At 40.9% G+C, this 19,903-nt stretch carries 16 protein-coding genes; 7 read left to right on the forward strand and 9 right to left on the reverse strand.

What is annotated here, in order from left to right; all coding sequences use genetic code 11:
• The first annotated feature begins 30 nt into the window (after positions 1-30).
• Entirely contained in the window at positions 31-2,481 is a 2,451-nt protein-coding gene (locus AAC147_RS11675) for a penicillin acylase family protein (RefSeq protein WP_047678118.1), read from the forward strand.
• A 122-nt stretch (positions 2,482-2,603) separates the two neighbouring features.
• On the opposite strand, the gene AAC147_RS11680 is transcribed toward AAC147_RS11675, so the two are convergent.
• The 5 genes from AAC147_RS11680 to AAC147_RS11700 all read right to left on the reverse strand — a co-directional run bounded on the left by AAC147_RS11680 (position 2,604) and on the right by AAC147_RS11700 (position 5,954).
• Entirely contained in the window at positions 2,604-3,053 is a 450-nt protein-coding gene (locus AAC147_RS11680; protein WP_052189338.1) for a GNAT family N-acetyltransferase, read from the reverse strand.
• 240 nt (positions 3,054-3,293) lie between these two features.
• Entirely contained in the window at positions 3,294-3,617 is a 324-nt protein-coding gene (yciH, locus tag AAC147_RS11685; protein WP_047678121.1) for a stress response translation initiation inhibitor YciH, read from the reverse strand.
• The gene (gene pyrF / locus AAC147_RS11690; RefSeq protein ID WP_047678124.1) at positions 3,610-4,350 is read right to left on the reverse strand and encodes an orotidine-5'-phosphate decarboxylase; all 741 of its coding nucleotides are present in this window, start codon (positions 4,348-4,350) and stop codon (positions 3,610-3,612) included. Before pyrF ends, yciH begins: the two co-directional genes overlap by 8 nt.
• Positions 4,351-4,448: 98 nt before the next feature.
• Positions 4,449-5,618: a lipopolysaccharide assembly protein LapB gene (lapB, locus tag AAC147_RS11695; protein ID WP_047678127.1), complete on the reverse strand. Its 1,170-nt coding sequence runs from the start codon at positions 5,616-5,618 to the stop codon at positions 4,449-4,451.
• A gap of 6 nt (positions 5,619-5,624) precedes the next feature.
• Positions 5,625-5,954: a LapA family protein gene (locus tag AAC147_RS11700; RefSeq protein ID WP_047678175.1), complete on the reverse strand. Its 330-nt coding sequence runs from the start codon at positions 5,952-5,954 to the stop codon at positions 5,625-5,627.
• A gap of 573 nt (positions 5,955-6,527) precedes the next feature.
• Here AAC147_RS11700 and ribA point away from each other — a divergent pair.
• Positions 6,528-7,124: a GTP cyclohydrolase II gene (ribA, locus tag AAC147_RS11705; RefSeq protein ID WP_047678130.1), complete on the forward strand. Its 597-nt coding sequence runs from the start codon at positions 6,528-6,530 to the stop codon at positions 7,122-7,124.
• 144 nt (positions 7,125-7,268) lie between these two features.
• On the opposite strand, the gene acnA is transcribed toward ribA, so the two are convergent.
• On the reverse strand, positions 7,269-9,974 hold the full coding sequence (acnA, locus tag AAC147_RS11710) for an aconitate hydratase AcnA (RefSeq protein ID WP_047678133.1): 2,706 nt from the start codon (positions 9,972-9,974) through the stop codon (positions 7,269-7,271).
• 236 nt (positions 9,975-10,210) lie between these two features.
• Here acnA and AAC147_RS11715 point away from each other — a divergent pair, with 236 nt between their 5' ends.
• From AAC147_RS11715 to AAC147_RS11725, 3 genes are all read left to right on the forward strand, one after another.
• Positions 10,211-11,026 (forward strand): hypothetical protein, encoded by an 816-nt coding sequence (locus AAC147_RS11715; RefSeq protein ID WP_047678136.1) that lies wholly within the window; start codon positions 10,211-10,213, stop codon positions 11,024-11,026.
• 94 nt (positions 11,027-11,120) lie between these two features.
• Positions 11,121-11,738: an FMN-binding negative transcriptional regulator gene (locus AAC147_RS11720; protein ID WP_047678139.1), complete on the forward strand. Its 618-nt coding sequence runs from the start codon at positions 11,121-11,123 to the stop codon at positions 11,736-11,738.
• A gap of 205 nt (positions 11,739-11,943) precedes the next feature.
• Positions 11,944-12,642: a hypothetical protein gene (locus tag AAC147_RS11725; RefSeq protein ID WP_156115303.1), complete on the forward strand. Its 699-nt coding sequence runs from the start codon at positions 11,944-11,946 to the stop codon at positions 12,640-12,642.
• 88 nt (positions 12,643-12,730) lie between these two features.
• On the opposite strand, the gene cysB is transcribed toward AAC147_RS11725, so the two are convergent.
• The 3 genes from cysB to sohB form a co-directional block, all read right to left on the reverse strand.
• Positions 12,731-13,705 (reverse strand): HTH-type transcriptional regulator CysB, encoded by a 975-nt coding sequence (gene cysB / locus AAC147_RS11730; RefSeq protein WP_047678146.1) that lies wholly within the window; start codon positions 13,703-13,705, stop codon positions 12,731-12,733.
• A 341-nt stretch (positions 13,706-14,046) separates the two neighbouring features.
• The gene (gene topA, locus AAC147_RS11735) at positions 14,047-16,644 is read right to left on the reverse strand and encodes a type I DNA topoisomerase (RefSeq protein WP_047678148.1); all 2,598 of its coding nucleotides are present in this window, start codon (positions 16,642-16,644) and stop codon (positions 14,047-14,049) included.
• A gap of 481 nt (positions 16,645-17,125) precedes the next feature.
• On the reverse strand, positions 17,126-18,172 hold the full coding sequence (gene sohB, locus AAC147_RS11740) for a protease SohB (RefSeq protein WP_047678178.1): 1,047 nt from the start codon (positions 18,170-18,172) through the stop codon (positions 17,126-17,128).
• Between the two features lie 295 nt (positions 18,173-18,467).
• Here sohB and AAC147_RS11745 point away from each other — a divergent pair, with 295 nt between their 5' ends.
• Both AAC147_RS11745 and cobO read left to right on the forward strand, forming a co-directional pair.
• Positions 18,468-19,232, forward strand: a complete 765-nt coding sequence (locus AAC147_RS11745) for a YciK family oxidoreductase (RefSeq protein ID WP_047678179.1) — start codon at positions 18,468-18,470, stop codon at positions 19,230-19,232.
• On the forward strand, positions 19,232-19,828 hold the full coding sequence (gene cobO, locus AAC147_RS11750) for a cob(I)yrinic acid a,c-diamide adenosyltransferase (protein WP_047678154.1): 597 nt from the start codon (positions 19,232-19,234) through the stop codon (positions 19,826-19,828). The genes AAC147_RS11745 and cobO overlap by 1 nt, the downstream gene beginning before the upstream one ends.
• Positions 19,829-19,903 lie beyond the last annotated feature (75 nt).

A 19,903-nucleotide genomic window follows, 5' to 3' on the forward strand; every position in this document is an offset into this window, starting at 1 on the left:
ATTTTGAAAAGGCATTTAGGAAAAAGAAACATGATATTTGAAACGATAAAAATAAAATCCTGCCTTAAAATGATTACCTTCATTTTTAGCTCAAGCTTATTGGGGGGCTGTCTTCATCACGCTCCTGCGACACAAGTTAATAGTCATTTGGATAAATATGCAGAAATACGTCGCACCAGTTTAGGCATTCCACATATTAAAGCCAAAAATTGGGTTGGATTAGGTTATGGCTATGGTTATGTTCAGGCACAGGATAATCTTTGTACTATGGCAGATTCCTTTCTGACTTATCGTGGCGAACGATCCCGATATTTTGGCGGAAAAACCACACTGGTTTATGAAGGGATAACAAATAAAGTGAAAAATCTGGATTCTGATTTTTATCACCGCCATATTCTTTCAGAAGATATGCTGGAGCGTATGATTCAAGCCCAACCTGAAAAGATCAAACAACTTGTTTCCGGCTTTACGGCTGGTTATAACCGATACCTGCACGAATTACCCCTTCATAGCACGGCTCATCAGGCTTGTCGCAATAAGGCCTGGGTCCAGCCAATCAGTGAACAAGATATTTATCGACGTATGAATGCTGTGTTATTTGCAGAAGGGTATAGCCTTATGTTAACTAACATTGTCAGTGCCCAACCTCCCACGACTTTATCAACTACGGATATTTCAACCTCAGAATTACCGATGTCGATAGCTTCATTTCGTTTGAACAGATTGGTAAATAGAGGCATTGGCAGTAATGTTTATGGATTTGGAACACAAGCCACTCATTCAGACTCCCCTCTATTATTTGGCAATCCGCATTGGTTTTGGTTTGGCCCAGACCGTTTCTACCAAGCTCAATTTACAATCCCTGGTGAAATCAATGTCAGTGGGGCGTCATTCTTAGGGATTCCCATTATCCAAATTGGCTTTAACAAGGATATTGCATGGAGTCACACTAATTCGGTAACGGCTCGCATGGGGTTTTATGAACTCAGTCTGGCACCTGATGATCCATTAAGTTACCTCCGTGATGGTAAAAAAATAAAAATGCAAGCCAACACCATTACCGTTCAAGTTAAACAAGATTCTGGCGCTTTGATTCCCGTTACCCGCACATTGTATAAGTCAGAATATGGGCCACTGGTGAATCTTTCCCCACTACGTTGGGACACAGAAAAAGCATTTGCAGTTCGCGATATCAATCAAGACAATTTCCGCTTATGGCGAAACTGGTTACGCTGGGGTCAATCCCGTTCTCTTGACGAATTTATTGCTATCCAACAGCAAGAAGCGGCTATGCCTTGGGTGAATACCGTCGCCGTGGGTCGTGGCAGTGATCAGGCCTGGTATGCGGATATGGGGGTCGTCCCTAATGTTTCCCCAGAGCAAATGAAAATTTGTACCACCAAATCCCGCCAAATCTTGGCTGCCCGATTAGCTCCGGGGATCCCATTTTTTGACGGTTCACACAGTTTCTGTGATTGGCAGAGTGACCCTGATTCAGTTCAAGCAGGTGCTGTAGGACCAGCGCGAATGCCTAATTTGCTGCGTACTGATTATGTCGCCAATATGAACGACAGTTATTGGCTTACCAATCCCCAAGCACCTTTAACGGGTTATCCTGTCATCTTTGGCCCCGATGGTAATAAACCTGTCAGTATGCGTACACGCTTAGGCCATATCATGGTACAAGAACGTTTGAAAGGTCATGATCAGTATCCGGGGAAATTCATCAATAATGAAGTACTCCAGAAAATGGTTTTAAACAGTCGCGTTTTGACTGCTGAATTATTCAAATCCCAACTGTTAGAAAAAGCCTGTCACTCACCGCTGGTCGATATACAACATGACCCTCTGAATGACATAACCTACTCCTCTCCGCAACGCGTTAATATAACCACAGCCTGCCATATTCTAAAGACTTGGGATAATAGTGGTAATATTACCGCACGAGGGGCACATATTTGGGATGGTGTTTGGGATCGTCTGCTGGATTTACCGGATCATATTTTATTTGCCATTCCCTTTAACAAAAATGATCCATTAAATACACCACGTAAGCTCCATGCTGATATAACAGAAACACTCCGGCAAGCACTGGGATCCACCGTGTTGGATTTAAATCACCGTGGATTATCACTGGATGCGCAACGGGGTGACTATTTATATTTACCACGAGGAAATAATCGTGTTCCTTTATATGGTGGCTGTGGTGAAATCGGGTATTTCACTATCGCTTGTATAAAACAAATCGATGATACAAAACTCGATATCTTTGGCAACAGTTACTTACAGCTTATTAGCTTTCCAAATAATAAAGTAGAGGCTTATACTGCATTATTAACCTCATTGTCAGATGATCCTGCTTCGCCGCATTATAGTGACGCCACTCGTTTCTATAAGGCTAAACAATGGTTACATTTACCATTTGAAGAATCAGAAATTATCTCAGATCCAAATTATCGTCTTCTGATTTTAAAAGATTGATGTCTGACGTTATTTGAGAAACTTTGAAAGAAGTATGTAGAAGCTATCGAGATCAAATAGAATGAGGCGCCTGCGCCTCATTCCTTATATTAGCCACATGTAATCCTAAATCAGAAAAATTTTTATATATCTAAACTGTAATAATACTCTTCTTTTAAAACTTTTCCCGTGAAAACAAAACCAGAAGAAGTATAAAGTTTTTTAGCAATTAGGTTATCATCATCTATCATCAAAGTTACAGTTTTAATTCCTGTTTCTTTAAAGTAAGATAATATCGCTTCAAATGTCATTCTTCCTAGCCCTTTTCCTAAGAATTTGTAATCAAGCATATATCGACAAATTTCCACTTCCTGTGGTTTCTGTTCTATATGTTTATACATAAAAAAACCAATTAATATTCCATTATGATATAAGGCCTTTGGTTCAAATTCAGGAAAAAATTTGGCTTCAGCAATTGAAATAGCATTGCAACAAATATATTCTTCCATCACAGTTCCAATACCATCTTTATTTGATGTTAATTCGCATATATCAAACAAATTATCTCTATCAATTTCACGTATTTCTATCATATATAGTAACCTTTTAAACTAACTAAATGTCAGTGGTGTGCTAAATAGTATGAATTTTAAAATGTTAAAATCTTCTCATAATAGATAATCTAATTGAATAATTAATATTTAACTTTGAGATATGAAACGCATTGAATTTTGATTGAGTCAATAGGCCGCTATGACAAGCTACACAATTAATTTACTGCATAGCTTGTGAGGATTTACGAAATGCGTATGAGGTAAGGATGAGAAACTAAATCAGCCACCCGCTAATTTCACTTTCATGCCTTTCGCTTCCAGCAATTGCTTCAGCAAATCACGCTTATCACCCTGGATTTCAATTTCACCATCCTTAACGGAGCCACCACAACCACATTTTTTCTTCAATTCTGCTGCCAGTTTGGTAAGCGTTTGGTCATCAGCATCAATACCTGTGATCACACAAACCCCTTTCCCTTTACGCCCACTGGTTTGACGTTGAATACGCACGATACCATCACCTTTAGGACGAGCAGGAGTCACTTTTTCTTCTTGAATGCGACCAAAATCTGTCGAATACACCAGGCGAGAATTATTATCCATGGACAATCCCAATAGACTGATTAATTTTCTGTAATGCCAGTGCGGGATTTTCAGCACGAGTAATCGGACGACCGATTACCATGTAATCCACACCTGCCTGAACAGCTTGTGGTGGCGTCATAATACGGCGTTGGTCTGCGGCATCTGAACCTTCAGGGCGAATACCCGGTGTAATCAGTTTGAACTCCTGACCACATACCGCTTTCAATTGCTGAGCTTCATGGGCTGAACAAACGACACCATCTAAACCACATTGTTTGGTCAATTTTGCCAGACGTTCAGCATGTTGTGCTGGTGTAACATCAATACCTGTTCCCAACAGGTCAAATTGTTCCATGCTGGTTAAAACAGTTACAGCAATTAACAACGGGGCATCTTTACCATAAGGTAATAAAGCCTCTTTAGCTGCGGTCATCATTCTCTCCCCGCCACTGGCGTGAACATTGACCATCCAAACCCCCAATTCTGCCGCCGCAGCCACAGCTCTTGCAGTTGTGTTAGGAATATCATGAAACTTGAGATCCAAAAACACGTCAAAACCACGTTGATGTAATACCTGAATAAATTGTGGGCCATTCAATGTAAACATCTCCTTACCCACTTTCAGACGACAATACTGTGGATCAATCTTATCGACGAATGCCAGTGCGGCATCCTGATTATCATAATCCAATGCAACAACAACAGGGGACTCAATCTGTTTATCTAAAGTTTGAGCTGTATGAGATGTCATTCTTCGGCCTTTAATTAACTAATAAACTTTATTTCGTGAATGAAAACTTCATAAATGAAAAAACATGTCGAAAGGTGCCATCAATAATCGTGACACTGTCACTGACCATCTAAACCACGGATGGGTTTGATGGTGTCCCACGAACGACATGAAGGACAATGCCAATAAAATGAGCGAGAAGTAAAGCCACATTTATAGCATCGATAATCTGGTTTAGTGCGGATCTGCTCACCTACCATATTACGCAGAAGGATCAAACTTTCTTTGGCACGGCCATCTTCTGCGTCCGCCAAATGGTAATCCATCAGGCGATAAAATAGACGCATTGTCGGGTGGCTTTCCAATTGACGGTTAATGTAATTTTGGGCGATATCACGCCCCTCTTTTTTCTCAATAATATCAGCCAAATGAAGTTCTGCAATTGCACCGCAATCTTCTTCTACACAGCGCCGAATAAAAGTTTCCCACTCTTCTGGTTGAGCAAGATTTTGATAACACTCCTGCAACATCGGCAGAGATTCGCTGACTAACTGTTTATCCTGTTCAAGAATGCGTTTAAGTACCTCAATCGCTTTGAGATACTCTTTTTGTGCCATATAAATACGGCCGAGCATGATAGAAACACGGGCACAATGCTTATCTGTCTGAGCTGCTTTATTCAAATACCCAATGGCATTACTGAAATCCTTTTCTCCCATACCTTGCAGAGCCAATTCACAATAAAAGTGGGCAATCTCTTCCCGAAACTGCTGTTTACCCAATTTGACCAATTTTTCAGCGACATCAATAGCTTTGCTCCAGTCGCTGGTTGATTGATAAATAGTTAGTAAAGAGTTAAACGCATTTTCACGAAAATCCTTTTCATCGACTAACTGAACAAACATATTTTCTGCACGGTCATACAGCCCTGCCACTGTATAGTCTCTTCCAAGCTGCTGAATAGCGAGCAAGCGTTGTTCAAATGTCAGAGAGGCGCTTTCCATAAGGGATTGGTGAATTCGGATGGCTCTTTCAACTTCACCACGAGAACGGAACAGATTTCCCAGCGTTAAATGTGCTTCAAACGCTGAACTATCTTCCTTTAGCATATCAAGAAATAGATCAACCGCCTTGTCTTGCTGATTGGAGAGTAAAAAATTAACACCATCAACATATTCACGCGACAAGCGGTTTGCAGATTGCTGCTTATCTTGTTGAGCACTTCTGCGTCCCATATACCAACCATAAGCTGCAGCAATAGGAAGCAACAGAAACAACAGCTCTAACATAGAGAATTATTCCTTGTTTAAAACTACTGAAGAAGCAGTTTTAGCGGCTTGTTCTTTGGCAGATAGCTCAATCGGTTGTTCCAACTGAGTCTCCAGACGCTTAATTTTACGTTTGGCGCGTCTTAGTGACAGACTGGTACGCAGATAAAATCCCCCACAAATTCCCCATCCAAGAGCAAAACCGATAGCAAACAATACCGCCAGCAGCGTAGATATCGAATAATCGCCTTTGGCAATCAGATAATTAAATGTTACTACTTGATTATTATTCGTTCCCAGTGTAACTGAGATAACAAAAACAACCAGTGCCAGTAATAAGATCAGAAAATATTTCACATTGTTTCCTGTTATCGATTGTTGCTGATTAATATACCAAATAACAGACATAATGGCTTGCTAAATTAGCATTTCTCGTCTACGCAAAGGAAGCACTTTATTGCATCAAACCAATATTTCTCCTTTTTTGTGACAATATTCTACTTCGCTCCCTCGCAATTCCGTCATTATATTGGAATGACAACATCTAACCTTTCTCCCAAAATACGTTTATAGTTTAGCATGCTAAATTACTGTAATTAATTTCTCTCATGTGTTCTCTGCAACCGTCTTTCTTTACGGACAAAAACATAATTTCTGTTATAATCCGAGCGCGTACATGCGCTGTAATCAGAGAAAATTTTGCGCAGTTTTAGCTGATTTCCAAACTGGTATTGTTCTGAGTATCACAATATTTATACCCTATGGAATTCAAGATGCAGCGTGACGGTAAAGGAACAAATCTCCGGGAGCGTAGATAGCTATATGATAGATATAGATAACTGTGTGACCAGATGAACGAACACCGTCAACAAACTGTGGCTTGAAAAACGACGGGGATATAACGAGCTAAATCAACATATGAATACAAAAATGCAGCTAAAACGAGTAGCTGAAGCTAAGTTGCCCACTCCCTGGGGCGAATTTATGATGATTGGATTTGAAGAGATAGAAACAGGTCGTGACCATGTTGCTCTCGTGTATGGTGACATTTCAGGCGATGACCCTGTTTTATCCCGCATCCATTCAGAATGTCTGACAGGAGATGCTTTATTTAGCTTAAGATGCGACTGTGGTTTTCAGTTAGAGGCTGCTCTGTCACAAATCAGCAAGGAAGGCCGGGGTGTTCTGCTGTATCACCGTCAAGAAGGTCGTAATATTGGCCTGTTGAATAAAATTCGCGCCTATGCATTACAAGATCAAGGCGTTGATACTGTCGAAGCCAACCATCAGTTAGGTTTTGCCGCTGATGAGCGGGATTTCACTCTGTGTTCAGACATGTATAAGTTACTGGATGTTCGTGCTATTCGTCTTCTGACAAATAATCCACAAAAAATTGAGATTATGCTAGGAGCAGGCATTAACATTGTCGAACGAGTGCCACTGGTTGTCGGGCGTAATCCCAATAATGCTTACTACCTGGATACAAAAGCTCGTTTAATGGGACATTTATTATCCAAATCCAGTTAATATCCTTTCTGTAAGGAAATAAAAACTGTGAAAAATAAAAACTGCGTCGGTGTGGGCGCAGTCTTTATTTATATAAATTTGAGCTCAGTGGCTTTTATTGCTGGATATATATCACTGGATATTGCTTTCGCTATTTAATTTTTGCTATTTCAACATATTACGGATCACATAATGCAATATGCCGCCATTGTAGAAATATGCCAGTTCAGTGTTGGTATCAATACGACAACGAGTATTAATCCGTATTTCCTCACCACTGGGATAAGTAATTTTTACCACAATAACCTGTCCGGGTTTGATGTCACTTAATCCGGTGATATCAATACGCTCATCTCCCGTCAGATTAAGTGTTTTGCGACTGACACCCTGCGGAAACTCTAATGGCAATACCCCCATACCAATCAGGTTAGAACGGTGGATGCGTTCAAAAGATTCTACAATAACTACCCTTACTCCCAATAGCCTGGTTCCTTTGGCCGCCCAGTCACGGCTGGAGCCAGAGCCATACTCTTTACCAGCAATAACAGCCAGCGGTTTCTTCTCTTCCTGATAGCGCATAGCTGCATCATAAATGGCCATCTGAGTTTGTGATGGAATATAACGTGTATATCCACCTTCAATACCGGGTACCATTTCATTGCGGATGCGAATATTAGCAAAAGTTCCACGCATCATAACTTCATGATTTCCACGCCTTGAACCGTAAGAGTTGAAATCTTTCGGATCCACACCATGTTCCTGTAAATATCTTCCTGCCGGGCTGTCAGCTTTGATATTTCCTGCGGGAGAAATATGATCCGTAGTTACCGAATCCCCCAGAATTGCCAGAATATTAGCCTGATGGATATCCGTCATCGGCTCGGGTTCCGGTGTCATATTATTGAAGAAAGGCGGAAGACGAATATAAGTTGAATCTTGCTGCCAGGAATAAGTGGCTGAACTTTCAACCTCTAATGCCTGCCAATCTTCATCACCGTCAAAAACAGCATTATATTCTTTATGGAACAGCTCTGTTCTGACTTTTTCGACTGCCTCAGCCACTTCTCTGCTATTCGGCCAAATATCTTTCAGATAAACATCATGGCCTTGTCGGTCTTGCCCTATTGGTTCTCTGGTCAGATCCTTCTTCATGTTGCCGGAAAGAGCATAAGCAACGACAAGTGGAGGAGAAGCCAGCCAGTTGGTTTTGACCAAAGGATGAATGCGCCCTTCAAAGTTCCGGTTACCGGAAAGTACCGCACCAACGGTCAGATCAGCCTGTTTAATCGCCGCCTCAATCGGATCTGGCAATGGCCCAGAGTTACCAATACAGGTGGTACAGCCATACCCCACAAGATTAAAACCGAGCTTTTCAAGATAGGGCATAAACCCTGCCAGTTTCAGATACTCTGTTACGACTTTTGATCCCGGCGCCAATGAAGTTTTAACCCACGGTTGCCGTTGTAAACCTTTTTCAACCGCTTTCTTGGCAAGTAAACCTGCGATCATCATGACACTGGGATTCGAGGTGTTTGTACAAGATGTGATGGCCGCAATAACAACAGCACCTTCTTGTAATGAAAAAGTCTGGTCATCAAAAGTCACAGGTACAGTTGCATGATCCCCTTGTTTTTTCTGGAGATCCAGATCCATAGCGGATTGGAAAGCCTTTGGAACAGCGCTCAATGCAACCCTATCCTGAGGTCGTTTTGGCCCGGCCAGACTTGCTTCCACCGTAGACATATCTAACTCCAGACTACTGGTGAAGACAGGTTCATCACCTGCATTGCGCCATAACCCCTGCTGTTTGCAATAGGCTTCAACCAGTGCAATTTCATCTTCACTGCGTCCGGTTAATTGCATGTAATCTAACGTAATTTCATCAACAGGGAAAAAACCACAGGTCGCACCATATTCCGGTGACATGTTGGCAATAGTTGCTCTGTCTGCCAATGGCAAATCAGCCAGACCATCGCCATAGAATTCTACAAACTTACCGACCACACCATGCTTACGTAGCATTTGTGTTACAGTCAGAACCAGATCCGTCGCAGTAATACCTTCACGTAGCTTACCTGTCAGTCTGAAACCAACCACATCAGGTATCAACATGGAAATAGGTTGCCCTAACATCGCAGCTTCGGCCTCAATTCCGCCAACACCCCAACCGAGCACACCAAGCCCGTTAATCATCGTGGTATGAGAATCTGTGCCAACCAATGTATCGGGATAGACAAAATCTTTTCCATTATGATTTTCATACCAAACTGCCTTACCCAAATACTCAAGATTAACCTGATGGCAGATCCCCGTTCCGGGCGGTACAACGCGGAAACGATTGAACGCTTTTTGCCCCCAACGCAAAAATAAATAGCGTTCATAGTTACGTTCCATTTCGATCTTAACATTCTCTGTAAATGCTTGTTCAGTGCCAAATTTATCCACCATAACGGAATGGTCAATCACCAGATCAACGGGAGATAATGGATTCACTTGTTCAACATTTCCACCAAGCCGTAAAACAGCTTCTCTCATCGCTGCAAGATCGACTACAGCAGGAACTCCGGTAAAATCCTGCATCAATACACGGGCCGGACGATAAGCAATCTCCCGCTCTGCATGGCCGCTTTGTTGCCATGCCACCAGCGCTTTCAGATCATCTTCAACAACAGAATCACCATCAATGTTACGCAGGAGGTTTTCAAGCAGGACTTTCAGAGATTTCGGAAGACGGGATATTTCACCTAATTGCCTGGATAACAAAGACAAACTGTAATAATGGTAAGTTTTACTGCCAAGGAATTTACTGTTAATGGATTTACTATTAATGGAAAGTGTTGAGGCACAGTCCGTTTTCAACTTAAACGACATAACTCCTCCATTCTTATATTTATGATCAGTTACACCATTAAACATAACATATTCGTGAATAATTGTGGTTCAGCTATCACACATTTCATTAACACTCTGTAAATCCTCATTTATTGATAAATTTTAGTGATGACAGCCACAAAATGGATGTGTTTTATTGATGAGCGGAACCGATATTTAGTGCCCTGAATATTTTCTACAAATAATTACTGCTTATTAATGATTAGAGGTGAATTATGGATAAAGAAATTATCACAAAACGTGAAGAATATTTAGATCAGATAAAACAGGCCGAGCGATTTTTCTTTTATGATATTGAAGACCATTTCACCTTATCTGATCATCGATTCAGTGATACTGATGGCCTTGTTCAGTTTGTCATGACTTCACAACTCAGTGATAAATCTGCTGTTATGAAAAAACTGGATGAAATAAAGAAAATCCAAATAACACTTTCTTCCATTGCTACTGATTATATCATCAAATATTCCAATACTCGTGGACGACAATACAGAACAGATGTGCAATTTTGGGGTGATGTTATGAGCAAACTACCATTAGTGAGTATCCGAAATATTGAAGAACAGACATACCAACATGTTATGAAAGGTTTTTCTATTGCAACAAATTTACTACAACTCATTATGGATATCGTTGTGAATACACAATCCCCAAGTATGAAAAGCTTTTCTAAATTCCTGCAAAAACAAGGAGATGCCATAAGACTTGGATTGAAAAAAAATAGCGATCATTATTCTACTCTCACATTAGCAAGTGTTATTGAAGCTATTGGGAGTGAAGATCAAGTGATGTATATTCCCAAAATGAAACTCTACAAACTGGATTTTGATAGAAATAATTCAGAAATCACATCAAATTGTGCTTCTAATGAAACTATTAATGTTGAGTTTATCTATTCTTCCTGCGTATCATTATTTGATTATCAAGCATTAGAAGATCCTGAAATTAAAACAGCCTTTGAACGATTTATCCTTAAAAATAAACAGTCATCAATAGAAAGATCAGATAACTTTTTTAATGGAGAATTTTAAATTCAGCTTGAATACATAAACCACGCAATTACTGTACCAATTTTTCACAGCTATTCCTAAACCGCTTGAACAAATCTATATCGGAGCCACAAGCATGTATACACCTGATAAAATGAAGATGAAAAATCAAGAAGATATCACTAAATTTATTTCTACTTATAGTTTTGGGTTATTAGTTTCTCCCTCTTTAACCGGAACACATCTTCCATTTGTATTTAATCCTCATGAAGGAGAAAATGGTGTTTTATACGGTCATATTGCTAAAGCTAACCCGCATTGGAAAGAGTTGGAAAATCAGAACGTTTTAGTTGTTTTTACTGGCCCACACGCTTATATATCTCCTACGTGGTATGAATCCATTCATGCCGTTCCAACCTGGAATTACACGGCAGTTCATTGTTACGGTGTCACAAAATTTTTAAACTATGAAGAAACCAAATTGGCTTTAGAAGAATTAGTCAACAAATATGAGCCTGGGTTGATGAAAAATACCGAATTAATGCCAGAAGAGTACCTTAGTAAACAACAACAGGCTATTATCGGATTCAAAATCATCATTAATGAAATACACGCTAAAGAGAAATTAGGACAGCATAAAAATCCAGGCGATCAAAAAGGTGTTTTTACTGCCTTGCAAGCAAGTAAAACAGAAGATAACAAAAAACTCGCTAATTATATGAAAGTACGTTGTATCGGCACAGGAGAGTCATAAACCACTTTTCGTATCATTTTGAATAAATTAAATTATTATTACCTATTAGAAAATATCTCTCCATAATAATATTTCAGAATGAGAAAAACATGTCAGATGACACTAAACAACAAGTATACATTAGCATAATTTGCTTGTTATTTGGTGATAATAGTTGGATAACTATTTATCATAGTAATTGTCTTTAATTTTTGTGGAGAGATATATGATTTATTTGGCCAAATATTTCGAGCAGTTACGTAAGAACCGACTTATTAAGGAATATACAAGAAGCTCCGATGGAATAACATCATTACGTATAATATATAATGATTTCAGTCAATTACGTATCCCCAAAGAACCACAAATATCAGATGACATGATACATAGCCTATTGGCAAGTATGGGGTTCACACAAGATATTCCTGGAAGGTATATCTTGTGGAGTGGTCATACCTACAATATAAATCTAAGTACATACATGTTTTCTATTGTACCTCATCTATCATATTGCTCTGATAAACATGAAGCATTAGAAAAATTTAAATCTTCATACAACATTTTTCTTTTCTCACAATCACAACCCTCTTCCTCGTCCGCGCCTATTCCATCACAAGAATATTATGAACACTACACAAGTGGAGATATTCCAGGGCCATCGAACTTACAACAACCACTCACACAGCCAAGAACCAGAAATCTCCACAGAAGAGGTTTGCAGCCTCCATTTAGTACAGTACCTGGACGTAATCCTCCTCCTTATGAAGCCCCCCCCTCCTATTCAGCACCTTCCTATGAAGCACCAAGCTATGATGCTCCTCCCAGCTATGATTCACTCGGTTTTGGACAAGCTTCATCAGCACCTTCACAAGCAGGAAACAGAAGTTCCAGAGGAGCTAAACATCGCAGAGGGCACAGAAAATAAAGACACTATTCACGAATCACGAACGACAAAAACCGAGGAAAATAACTCTTGCTATTTTCCTCGGTTCTTATTAGCTCTTTTTACTTTTTTATACAATGGGTAGTTCAATATCCTTAAACATTTCTTCAATTTCTTCATTAGACCGCAATGCAATAGCCCTATCCACAACATCACGGGTTAAATGTGGAGCAAAACGCCAGATAAAGTCATACATGTAACTACGTAGGAAGCTGCTGCGACGAAAACCAATTTTAGTTGTGCTATAGCTGAACTTATCACGCATATCAATTCGTACCAAGTCACTATCCTGAATGGGTTCTACTGCCATACTGGCAATAACCCCGACTCCCAATCCTAAACGAACATATGTCTTAATAACATCCGCATCTGTCGCAGTAAATACGATTTTAGGTTTAATGCCAGCACGGTCAAAAGCAACATCCAACTCGGAACGCCCCGTAAAACCAAAGGTGTATGTCACAATCGGATACTCTGCCAGCTCCTCAATAGTTACATTTTGCCTTTCTGCCAATGGATGATCTTTGGTGACTACCACAGAACGATTCCAGTGATAACAAGGCAGCATGATGAGATCACTATAAAGGTGAAGCGCTTCCGTTGCTATTGCAAAATCACTATTGCCTTTACAGACTTCTTCTGCAATTTGGGTTGGAGACCCCTGATGCATATGAAGAGACACATTAGGATAACGTTTAATAAAACCTTTAATAATGGGAGGTAAAGCATACCTTGCTTGTGTATGTGTGGTGGCAATATACAGAGAACCACGATCCGGATAGGTATGCTCACTGGCGACGGAGCGAATCGAGTCAATTTTTGACAGGACTTCACGGGAAATACGGACAATCTCTTCACCAGCCGGGGTAACGTGTGTCAGATGTTTTCCACTACGCGCAAATATTTGGATCCCCAGTTCATCTTCAAGCATCCTTACCTGTTTACTGATCCCTGGTTGAGAGGTATACAATCCTTCCGCCGTAGAAGATACATTCAGGTTGTGGTTAACCACTTCTACAATGTAACGTAATTGCTGCAATTTCATATCAGCACTGTCCCTAAGTAGTCATTATGTACGAATGTTTTTGTAGTTTAAATCAGCTCTATATTGCTAATAGTTATTCACTTATAACTATATAGAATATATTCTTATAGGCATATAACTACTATAACACTTGCTGTATATATATATAACAAATAATTAGGGCCAATGACGATTATTAAGCACATATTGCTGAAATATTATGCTCTTATTCTAGATAAAAACAAAAAAAAGCCAGTCCCAAAAACTGGCTTTTCAGAAAAAAAATTATACTTTAAGTAAAAAAAGAAATATCTATCTGATTATATTTCAATGCGCTGACTGAAAACCCAGCATCAGAATCATTATTTCTCTTTAACTACCCAGGCACCATCAACAAAAAATGCTGTCCATCCGGTCGCTTTACCATTCTTCTCTGAGGAAACATATTGTTGTTTCGTCTTACGGCTAAAACGTACAATAGTCTTATTGCCTTCAGGATCTGCCACAGGTGCTTCCGCCAGATAACGCAGTTTCTCCGGCAGACGCTCTTTAAACCGCACAAGCTCTTCAACTAAAGGAGCACGTGTTTCACGTGATTTCGGGAATGTGCTGGCAGCTAAAAATACACCAGCAGCACCGTCACGCAGGACAAAATAGGCATCAGATTTTTCACATGGCAATTCAGGTAAATAAACGGGATCTTCTTTCGGTGGTGCAACTTCCCCGTTACGAAGGATTTTACGGGTATTTTTACACTCTTCGTTTGTACATCCCATATATTTACCGAAACGACCCATTTTCAGGTGCATTTCTGAACCACATTTATCACATTCGACAATAGGCCCATCATAACCTTTGATACGGAATTCGCCGTTTTCTACTTCATAACCATCACACGCAGGGTTATTACCACAAACATGTAATTTACGCTGAATATCAATTAGATAGCTATCCATCGCCGTCCCACATTTGCTACAACGACGACGGGCACGCAGCGCATTAGTTTCCGCATCATCCCCTTCAAGGATGTTCAGTATTTCATTTTCCGGGATCAAGTTAATGGTTTGTTTGCAACGCTCTTTTGGAGACAGTGCATAACCTGAACAACCAAGAAATACGCCTGTAGTGGCCGTGCGGATACCCATTGGGCGGCTACAGGTCGGACATTCAATAGAGGTGATAACCATTGGATTCGGGCGCATTCCGCCCTCTTCTGGGTCTTTGCTGGCAACGTCCAATTGCAAACTAAAATTGATGAAAAACTCATCCAGCACCCCTTTCCAGTCCGCTTGATCATTCGCAACGTGGTCAAGCTGATCTTCCATTCTTGCTGTAAAATCATAGCTCATCAATTCGTTGAAATTCTCTTCCAAACGATCATTGACAATTTCACCCATTTTTTCCGCATAGAAGCGGCGGTTTTCAACCCGCACATAACCACGATCCTGGATAGTGGAAATAATTGATGCATAAGTTGATGGGCGGCCAATACCACGTTTTTCTAACTCTTTGACCAGAGAGGCCTCACTGAAACGCGCGGGTGGTTTAGTGAAGTGCTGACTTGGCAGCAACTTTTGTAAATCAAGATCAGTGCCTGCTTCCACAACAGGCAATGTACGATCATCGTCCCCTTTACGTAAAACTGGCATGACTTTTGTCCAGCCGTCAAAACGCAAAGTGCGGCCTTTAGCCCGCAATTCAAAATCACCGGCCTGAACGGTCAGCGTAGTCGAATCGTATTTCGCAGGTGTCATCTGACAGGCAATAAACTGACGCCAAATAAGCTGATACAATTTCTGAGCATCAGCTTCCATGTCTTTCAGTGCTTCAGCCATGACATCAACATTGGAAGGCCGGATAGCTTCATGAGCTTCTTGCGAATTCTCTTTGCTGCTATAGACATTAGCCTCTTTAGGCAGGTACTTGTCACCGAAGTTGTCACGAATGTAACCGCGAACCATACTCAAAGCATCCTGACTTAAATTAGTTGAGTCAGTACGCATATAAGTAATGTGACCTGCTTCATATAATTTTTGCGCCATTGTCATGGTCTTCTTAACACCAAAACTTAGTTTGGTGCTGGCAGCCTGCTGCAAGGTAGAAGTAATAAATGGCGCACTCGGTTTACTTGAAGTTGGGCGGTCTTCGCGATCGATGACTTTATATCTGGCTTTTTCAAGCAGAGACACCGCAGCTTGTGCCTGCTCCGCATTAACTGGCTTGAATGGTTTCCCCTCTTTATGGGTAACTTCCATATGGAGCTCAACGTCTCCTTTAGCCATTAAATCCGCATATATCTGCCAGTATTCCTCAGGAACAAAGGCTTTGATTTCACGTTCCCGTTCAACAACAAGCCGGACCGCTACGGATTGAACCCGCCCGGCAGACAATCCTCTGGCAACTTTTTTCCATAGTAGCGGTGAAACCATATAACCAACTACACGATCCATAAAACGACGTGCCTGTTGGGCGTTAACACGATCAAGATTCAACTCACCCGGTTTATCAAAAGCCTGCGTGATGGCATTCTTTGTAATCTCATTAAATACAACGCGGCTGAAACGCGTGTCATCTCCACCGATCACTTCCCGCAAGTGCCATGCAATAGCTTCTCCTTCGCGGTCAAGGTCCGTTGCAAGATAGATATGCGCGGCTTTTTCAGCCAGCGTTTTCAGCTCTGCCACCACTTTCTCTTTGCCGGGCAAAATTTGATAATTCGCTACCCAACCATGATAGGGATCGACTCCCATTCGGCTAATCAGTGCTGTTTTCTCATCTTTTTTGGTTTTCTTTTTATTCTTATCGGTAGATGAGTTCGAACTCTTTTGACTTGCCGCACCACTGGTCGGCAAATCACGGATATGGCCTACACTGGATTTCACAACGTAGTCATTCCCCAGATATTTATTGATTGTTTTGGCTTTTGCCGGGGACTCCACTATAACAAGAGCTTTACCCATAGTTACCTTTACCTAATTATCTTCTTTTCAGATGGCGAAAATTACGGAGTTATATTGCGTTGCGGTATATAAAATAGATCTCTTTTTATATTGCGATAGATTCGCAAGATATCAACTAATTTTTATCTTTGGCTTTAATTTTATTGCCAAACCCCTTGAAATATATGAGGTATTTTATACACAAACGCATATCATACAATGGTATGGTTTCACCGTTGTAAACAAAATCTTCCATCCGCATGACGAAAAGCCCACACTCTACCTGATAAAAAACGATGCGCAACAACTTATTTTTTTGAGAAGCACAATAGATGCAAACTGAAACAATCCCGGCTAATTAAGTGTGGTACAAAAAAGTCTTGCACTGATTTTATGAAAAATAATGCGGATAATAGAAGCATAAGCCATCATATTATCCGCCATATCTGCTGGCGCTTACTGCGCGTTTTTACTGTTCTAATTTTTTACTGTCAATTCACTGTCAAAGCAGCGGTTTTTGGCCTCTTTGCCACCAGCGCATAAACAATTTATCAACATTCTCCATTGCACTTCCCATGAAACGCTCGACTACTCGTTTACGACGAGAGTAATTGACACCAATAACTTCATAGTGTTCAATTTGTGCAATCAGAAAATCATCACTGACACCGATTTCATCAATCAAACTATGCTCTTTTGCCTGTGTACCATACCAATATTCACCAGTTGCCACTTTTTCTACATCCAGAGCAGGACGATGTTGCTGAATAAATGATTTAAATAACTTATGAGTTTCATTCAGATCTTCTTGAAATTTCTGCCGTCCTTGCTCTGTATTTTCACCTAATAGAGTCAGAGTACGCTTGTACTCCCCGGCAGTATGAAGTTCGATGTCAATATCATTTTTCTTGAGCAATCGATGGATATTTGGCAACTGTGCCACTACGCCAATTGAACCGATGATAGCAAAAGGTGCGGCAATTATGCGATCAGCCACACAAGCCATCATATAACCACCACTTGCTGCGACCTTATCTACAGAGATCGTCAGACGTATACCTTTTTGTTTTAGGCGAGCTAACTGAGATGCGGCAAGCCCATAACCATGCACCATTCCTCCAGGGCTTTCCAAACGCAGAAGAACTTCATCTTTGCTGTCAGCCACAGCCAGGATAGCACTAATCTCTTCACGCAGAGAATCCACCTCATGCGCATCCATACTGCCTTTGAAATCAACAATATAAAGGCTAGGTTTCAGTGAACCTTTCTGACCAGCTTTAGCAGCGGCCTTTTTCTGTTTAGCCTCCTCTTTCTGCTGTTTTTTCAACTCCTTCTGCCAGATTTTTTGTTCTGCTTCACTCATTCGAGCCTGCTGCATCTGACGCTGCTTTTCCTTATATGACTCACCAAGATTGGTCAGCCGTAATTCTCCTTTTTGCATCGTCTTACGCACACTGACTCCAATACAAAATACTGCCAAAATGACGACTGCCAAGACTATAGTCACTACTTTGGCCAAGAACAGTCCGTATAGAGAAAAATACTCCACAGATCCACCTTTCTTCATTATTTATGATGAACAATACGCTTCATTTTAACTAAAAACCTGAGATAGCGCTCTAACAGTTTACTTTTCTCGATTTCATCAAAGCTATTTTTCATCAAAGCTATTCGTTCTATCAAAGTTATTCCATCAAAACCATTCATTAGTATCGCTCATAAAAGCACATACAGATAAAAGGCATACAGTCTTTTGTCAATTTGACGGGAGCATTAAGTTTTGTTCTGATGACAAATTGTTTATGTCACTTTCAGATTTAAAACAGTTTATGGAAAATAGTCAGATGTTAGATTACCAACCCAATAATAACCTGCTGCAACAAAAAATCATTTTAGTTACTGGTGCTGGTGATGGTATTGGTCGTGAAGCGGCATTAACTTATGCCCGCTACGGCGCACAGGTTATTTTGCTTGGGCGCACAACTGCAAAACTGGAAGCAGTTAAACAGCAGATCGAATATGAAGGCGGTTTACCTGCTGCCGTTTATACAATGGATCTTTTAACTGTGACTGCTGAAGAGTACCAGACTTTTGCCGATGAACTGGCACTACATTATCCTCGTCTGGATGGCGTGTTACATAACGCTGGTTTGTTAGGTGTTGTTGCTCCCATCACAGACCAACCCGTTCAACTTTGGCATGATGTTATGCAAGTGAATGTAAATGCCACTTTCATGCTGACTCAGGTTTTGATCCCATTGTTACTGAAATCTCCCAATGGTTCTTTGGTATTTACCAGTTCCAGTGTGGGGCGTGAAGGAAGAAGTAACTGGGGCGCTTATTCTGTTTCCAAATTTGCTACAGAAGGTTTAATGCAGGTTCTGGCAGAGGAATATCAGGATACCCCTCTGCGGGTCAATTGCATTAATCCAGGTGGAACGCGAACCGCTATGCGTGCCAGTGCATTTCCTGATGAGAATGTGGCGAAGTTAAAGACACCCGCCGATATTATGCCAGCGTATCTTTACCTGATGGGAGAGGACAGTTTGCATGATTCAGGCATTAGTTTTGATGCTCAACCGGGCCGTAAGGCAGGGCAAACCGAATAATGACAAGAGATAACAGCCAGTACCAAAAGAGACAACAACGTCTGAAAGAGAAAGTTGATGCCCGCATTGAAGCAGCGCAACAAGAACGAGGCATTGTCATGATCTTCACCGGAAATGGCAAAGGGAAAACAACTGCTGCATTTGGCACTGTTACCCGTGCTATTGGTCATGGGCAACGTGCTGGCGTGATCCAATTCATCAAAGGAACATGGGAAAACGGAGAAAAGAATCTATTGATACAGCACGGTGTTGAGTTTCATGTTATGGGAACCGGGTTTACATGGGAAACACAAAATCGTGAAGCTGACATCGCGGCTTGCCAGTCTGTGTGGCAACATGCCTTGACGCTGTTATCCGATCCTGCAATCCAGCTTGTTGTGCTTGATGAACTGACATATATGGTCAACTACGGTTATCTGGAACTGACCGATGTTCTCACAGCCCTTAAACAGCGCCCTGCCAATCAGTCCGTCATTATTACCGGACGAGGTTGTCATCGTGAGCTGCGTGAATTTGCGGATACAGTTACAGAGATGCGACCAATCAAACATGCATTTGAGAACGGCATTAAAGCGCAAAAGGGCATTGATTGGTAATGTATTGATTAGTAATACATTGATTAGTAATACATTGATTGAAAAACAAACTAATGAAAGCCGCTATTTCAAAGA

The organism is Xenorhabdus sp. NBAII XenSa04 (genome assembly GCF_963866145.1).
Taxonomy (GTDB): domain Bacteria; phylum Pseudomonadota; class Gammaproteobacteria; order Enterobacterales; family Enterobacteriaceae; genus Xenorhabdus; species Xenorhabdus indica.

Bases quoted from the DNA above. Each gene is read 5' to 3' on its own strand.
- AAC147_RS11675 (WP_047678118.1), top strand. From the start codon at position 31: ATGATATTTGAAACGATAAAAATAAAATCCTGCCTTAAAATGATTACC.
- AAC147_RS11680 (WP_052189338.1), bottom strand. From the start codon at position 3,053: ATGATAGAAATACGTGAAATTGATAGAGATAATTTGTTTGATATATGC.
- yciH (WP_047678121.1), bottom strand. From the start codon at position 3,617: ATGGATAATAATTCTCGCCTGGTGTATTCGACAGATTTTGGTCGCATT.
- pyrF (WP_047678124.1), bottom strand. From the start codon at position 4,350: ATGACATCTCATACAGCTCAAACTTTAGATAAACAGATTGAGTCCCCT.
- lapB (WP_047678127.1), bottom strand. From the start codon at position 5,618: ATGTTAGAGCTGTTGTTTCTGTTGCTTCCTATTGCTGCAGCTTATGGT.
- ribA (WP_047678130.1), top strand. From the start codon at position 6,528: ATGCAGCTAAAACGAGTAGCTGAAGCTAAGTTGCCCACTCCCTGGGGC.
- acnA (WP_047678133.1), bottom strand. From the start codon at position 9,974: ATGTCGTTTAAGTTGAAAACGGACTGTGCCTCAACACTTTCCATTAAT.
- AAC147_RS11715 (WP_047678136.1), top strand. From the start codon at position 10,211: ATGGATAAAGAAATTATCACAAAACGTGAAGAATATTTAGATCAGATA.
- AAC147_RS11720 (WP_047678139.1), top strand. From the start codon at position 11,121: ATGTATACACCTGATAAAATGAAGATGAAAAATCAAGAAGATATCACT.
- AAC147_RS11725 (WP_156115303.1), top strand. From the start codon at position 11,944: ATGATTTATTTGGCCAAATATTTCGAGCAGTTACGTAAGAACCGACTT.
- cysB (WP_047678146.1), bottom strand. From the start codon at position 13,705: ATGAAATTGCAGCAATTACGTTACATTGTAGAAGTGGTTAACCACAAC.
- topA (WP_047678148.1), bottom strand. From the start codon at position 16,644: ATGGGTAAAGCTCTTGTTATAGTGGAGTCCCCGGCAAAAGCCAAAACA.
- AAC147_RS11745 (WP_047678179.1), top strand. From the start codon at position 18,468: ATGTTAGATTACCAACCCAATAATAACCTGCTGCAACAAAAAATCATT.
- cobO (WP_047678154.1), top strand. From the start codon at position 19,232: ATGACAAGAGATAACAGCCAGTACCAAAAGAGACAACAACGTCTGAAA.